This is a genomic window from Streptomyces sp. ActVer, from assembly GCF_027270795.1.
GTDB classification, from domain to species: Bacteria; Actinomycetota; Actinomycetes; order Streptomycetales; family Streptomycetaceae; genus Streptomyces; species Streptomyces umbrinus_A.
The window spans coordinates 1-4,368 of record NZ_JAPWHT010000643.1 but is presented as its reverse complement, the minus strand read 5'-3'; the positions used below and the strand labels follow the sequence as shown (position 1 = coordinate 4,368).

The 4,368-nt window shown below is 73.5% G+C and carries 2 protein-coding genes; one reads left to right on the top strand and one right to left on the bottom strand.

Annotated elements, in window-relative coordinates; genetic code table 11:
* Positions 1–783 (top strand): NPCBM/NEW2 domain-containing protein (locus tag O3Q52_RS49580; RefSeq protein WP_269655003.1); only part of this gene is annotated, 783 nt, incomplete at its 5' end.
* 59 nt (positions 784–842) lie between these two features.
* On the opposite strand, the gene O3Q52_RS49575 is transcribed toward O3Q52_RS49580, so the two are convergent.
* Positions 843–4,256, bottom strand: coding sequence for a BTAD domain-containing putative transcriptional regulator (locus tag O3Q52_RS49575; RefSeq protein ID WP_269655002.1), 3,414 nt, complete (start codon positions 4,254–4,256; stop codon positions 843–845).
* Positions 4,257–4,368 lie beyond the last annotated feature (112 nt).

Genomic DNA, 4,368 nt, shown 5'->3' with positions numbered 1-4,368 from the left:
CCCGTGAAGGCGGGCATCGCGGCCGGTGTCGTCGCGGCGGCCGTCGCCGTGGTGGCGCTCGCGCTGACCGGTGACGAGGTGAAGCCCAAGGACCCCGTGGCCAAGCCGGAGCCGTCGCCGCCCGTCGTCGAACCGCGCGTACCCTCGCCGTCGCCGAAGCCCCCGAAGGCGGAGCCCGCGCCGAATCCGCCGGTGCCGATCGTGGCGTCCTCGCCGCGTCCTACGCCGAGTCCCACCCCGAAGCCGACGCCCACCCCCACCCCCACGGCCACTACGAACCCGACTCCCCCGCCGAAGCCGACGCCTCCCCCTGCACCGGCCCCGAAGCCGCCCCCGCCGCCTGCGCCCCCGGCGGTCTTCCAGTGGAACCAGCTGGACTACGGCGTCACCGGCGACGGCACCAAGCCCGAGATGCGGCTCGGCGAGAGCAGCTGGGTCTGGCAGCGGTACGGCATGTCGATCGCCGACACGTCGTACGCGAACGGCGTCACCGTCCACGGCGCCTCCTCGGTCACCATCGACCTCAACCGCACGTGTTCCTCGTACGACGCGGTGGTCGGGGTCGACGACATGACGATGGGGCTCGGCCGGGTGCGGTTCTCCGTCTTCGCGGACGGGGCCCGGATGTGGCAGTCGGGGCTGGTCCGGGGCGGTCATGGCGCGGTGCCCGTGCATGTGGATCTGACCGGCAGGAAAACGATCCGCCTGGTCGTCGAGCCGCATTCGCCCTTCGACTCGGTGGCGTTGGCGGACTGGGCGGATTCGCGGTTCCGCTGTCAGTGAGTGCGTGGTCCACGCGCCGGTGCCGGGGTATCGGGCAGCCGTGGGGTCCCGTGGCGGCGTCAGCGGGTGCCGGTGTGCGTGACGGCGGCCGAGGCCTCGGCCAGTTCCTGCAGGACGTCGTCCGGGGTGAGCGTCTCGCCGGTGCGCCGCTCGGTGTCGTACGCCCGTCGGCCCAGGTGGGACAGGGCGGCGGTCTCGATGCGGTCGATGTCCCGGCTGTAGGGCAACGGACGGGGGTGGCCCTGGCGCCAGCGGGAGCCCGCGGCGAGGAGGCGGACCACGCGCGCGTGGTCGCCGATGTCGCCGAGGACGCCCGCCGCCCGCTCGGCCAGCGTGGCGAGGACCACCTCCGAGCACCGCGCGGACACGGCCTCGCGCATGGTGTCGGCCAGTCTGCGCAGCCCGTGCCCGGGGCTCGCCTCGACCGCGACGAGTAGCGCGTCGAGGCCGTCCAGCGCGGCGAGGAACTGAGCCGGCGGTGTGCCGCGGTCCATCTCCACGCGGGCCGCCAAGTGCAGCTCGCGGGCCCGTACGAAGTCCTGGTCGTCGAAGGCCATCTGCGACCGCATGAGAAGGACGAACGCCCTTGAGTCCGGCACCGCGTAGCGATCGGCCGCGGCCGTCGCCTCGTCCAGCGCCGCGAGAGCCGTGGCCCGGTCCCCCACGTAGTAGGCGATCTCGCCGAGGCGGGCGATGAGGAACGGCGTCTCCACATACGCCCCCACCTCGACCGCGAGCCGCATGGCGTCCTCGAACTCGCTCTTCGCCTCGTCGAAACGGCTGCGGGCCATGGCCGTCTCGCCGCCCGCGCTGCTCACCTGGGCGAGCATCCAGCGGTCCCCTGTGCGCCGGGCGACGGCCCGCAGCTCCACGAGGGTCTCGTCCACGCCCTCCATACCGCCGGGGCTGTCCACCGCTACATGGACGCCGAACAGCAGGGCCGCACCGATCTCCCAGTCACCGCCGTGCTCCCGGCAGTTGGCCAGTGACATCTCCATGTCGTGGCGGATGCCTTCGGTGTTGCCGAGAACGAACGCCATCAGCGGCCAGATGATGCCGGGGAACCGCGCCGCGTCCGGACCGCCCCGCGCCATGGTGGCCCGCACGCTCCTGGCGTACTCCTGCGTCCGCTCGTCCTTCAGCGGGACCTGGCCGAGCTCCGCCCTCAGGAAGAGATCCAGCATGCGCAGTCTCATACGGATCCGGTGCGAGGGGTGATCCTTCTCGGCCTCGGGGTCGGCGAGGTAGGCCTCCATGGGATCGACGGCGTCGAGGTCGAGCACCCCCTCCGGGGGTCGTCTCCCGCAGCCGGGCGGTGTCGATGCCGGTACGTCGGAGGGGGCGGAGGCGTCGAAGGAGCCGGAGGAGCGTTGGTCGAGGGCCGTGCCCAGGCGCAGGGCCTGGTCCGCCCAGGTCGCGCCTTCCCGGCGGAAGTTGCGCAGCCACCAGAACCAGCCCATGGCAAGGGCGATGGAGCCCATCTCCGCCTCGTCGGCGGCGACGAGGCTCCGGTGGAGCGCCGCGCGGATGTTGTCCAGGTCGGACTCCAGTCGGCCGATCCACCGGAGCTGGTCGGCGGACCGCAGAAGGGGATCGGCCTCCTCGACCAGCGCGCGGGCCCACGCGCGGTGCCGGCGCTCGGCCGCGGCGCGCAGCTCGGGGGTCTCGGCGGCGCGCTCCGCCGCGTACTCGTGGATCGTCTCCAGCATGCGGTAGCGCATGCCGTCGGTCCCTCGCAGGCCGGGCGTCGCGACGACCAGGGACTTGTCGACGAGCGCGCCGACGATCTCGGCCACAGGGCCGGTGCACACGGCCTCGGCGGCGTCCAGGTCCCAGCCGCCCGCGAAGACGGAGAGCTCGCGAAGGACGGTCCGCTCGGGCTCGTCGAGCAGGTCCCAGGACCAGTCGACGACCGCGCGCAGGGTCTGCTGGCGGGGCAGCGCCGTGCGGCTTCCGGAGGTGAGGAGGCGGAAACGGTCGTCGAGGCGGTCGGCGATCTGGCGCGGGGTGAGCATGCGCAGCCGGGCGGCGGCCAGCTCGATGGCCAGGGGCAGGCCGTCGAGGCGGCGGCAGATCTCGTCGACGGCGGCGGGGTCGTGGCTGACGTCGGCGTCCGGGTACGCCGCGACCGCCCGCTCCGTGAAGAGGCGGTGCGCCGGGTCGGGGAGCAGGGGCTCGACCGGGCGCACGGACTCGCCGGGCACGCCCAGGGGTTCGCGGCTGGTGGCGAGGATCGTGAGGCCCGGGCAGTGGGTGAGGAGGGTCTCGGCGAGCTCGGCCGCGGCACCGATCACATGTTCGCAGTTGTCAAGGATCAGGAGCTGGCTGCGCGGGGCGCAGTACTCGATGAGCAGGGCGACCGGGTCGTCCTGCTGCACCGTCATCTCGTGGGTCATCAGCACGGTCTCGCGCAGACCGAGGGCACTGACGACCGCACTGGTCACCGCCTCCGGCCGGTCGAGCGGGGCGAGCTCGGCCAGCCATGCCTGCGGATGCCCGGCGGCGGCTTCCTCGGCGAGACGGGTCTTGCCGGATCCGCCCGGTCCCGTGAGGGTGACGAGACGGACCCTGTGCAATTCGGAACGGATGGCGTCGAGTTCGGGTTCCCGGCCCACGAAGGAATTCAGACGGGGGCGGATGTTGCCGGTGCGGTCGGCTCTTGAGGGGGTGGTGGGGGTGTACGGGTTCGAGGACGGGGTCGGGCTCGGAGCGGCGACCGGGGCTGCCAGTGCTGCCGGTGCTGCCGGTGCTGTCGGCTGAGGTGTCAGCAGTTCCCCGTGCAGGGCTCGGAGTTCCGGGCTCGGGTCGGTGCCGAGGCCGTCCGCCAGGGCCCGGCGGGCCGTCTCGTACGCGGCCAGGGCGTCCGCCGTGCGGCCGGTGTCGCGCAGGGCCCTGATGAGGAGGGCGTGCAGGGGTTCGTCGTACGGGTGGGTCTCGGTGAGTTCCCTCAGCTCCGGTACGGCGTCGTGGGCGTGGCCGGTGCGCAGGTCCGCCTCCACGCGCACCCGTGTCGCCTCCTGGCGGAGGGATTCCGGGCGGGTCGCGGCCGTCGTGCGGTCCGGGAGGTCGGCCAGGGCCGGGCCGCGCCACAGGGCGAGTGCCTCGCGGAGGGTGCGGGCCGCTGTCTCCGGGGCTTCGTCCAGTTGCGCCCTGCCCTCGCGGACCAGGCGCTCGAAGACGAACAGGTCCACGTCCTCGGGGGTGGCGGTGAGGCGGTAGCCGCCGGGCTCCGATGTGATCGCGTCCTTGCCGGGGGCTCGGCGGAGGCGGGCGACGAGGGCCTGGAGTGCGGCGGGGGCGGCGTGCGGGGGGCTGTCCGGCCAGACCTCGTCGATGAGGGTCTCCGGAGACGTCGTCCGGCCCGCTCGCAGGGCCATCGCCGTCAGGAGTGCGCGGAGGCGGGGGCCGCCCAGGGGCACGTCCTTGCCCTGGGCGTCCGTTGCCTGGGCGACGCCCAGAATTCTGTACCGCACGGGGCCATTGTCACCGCTCCACCCCGGCAGGTCCGACCTTTTTCGCCCCCGCCGCCCCTACCCGTCCCATCCTTCTGGGGCCCCGCCCCAGAAGGATGGGACCGGTAGGCGC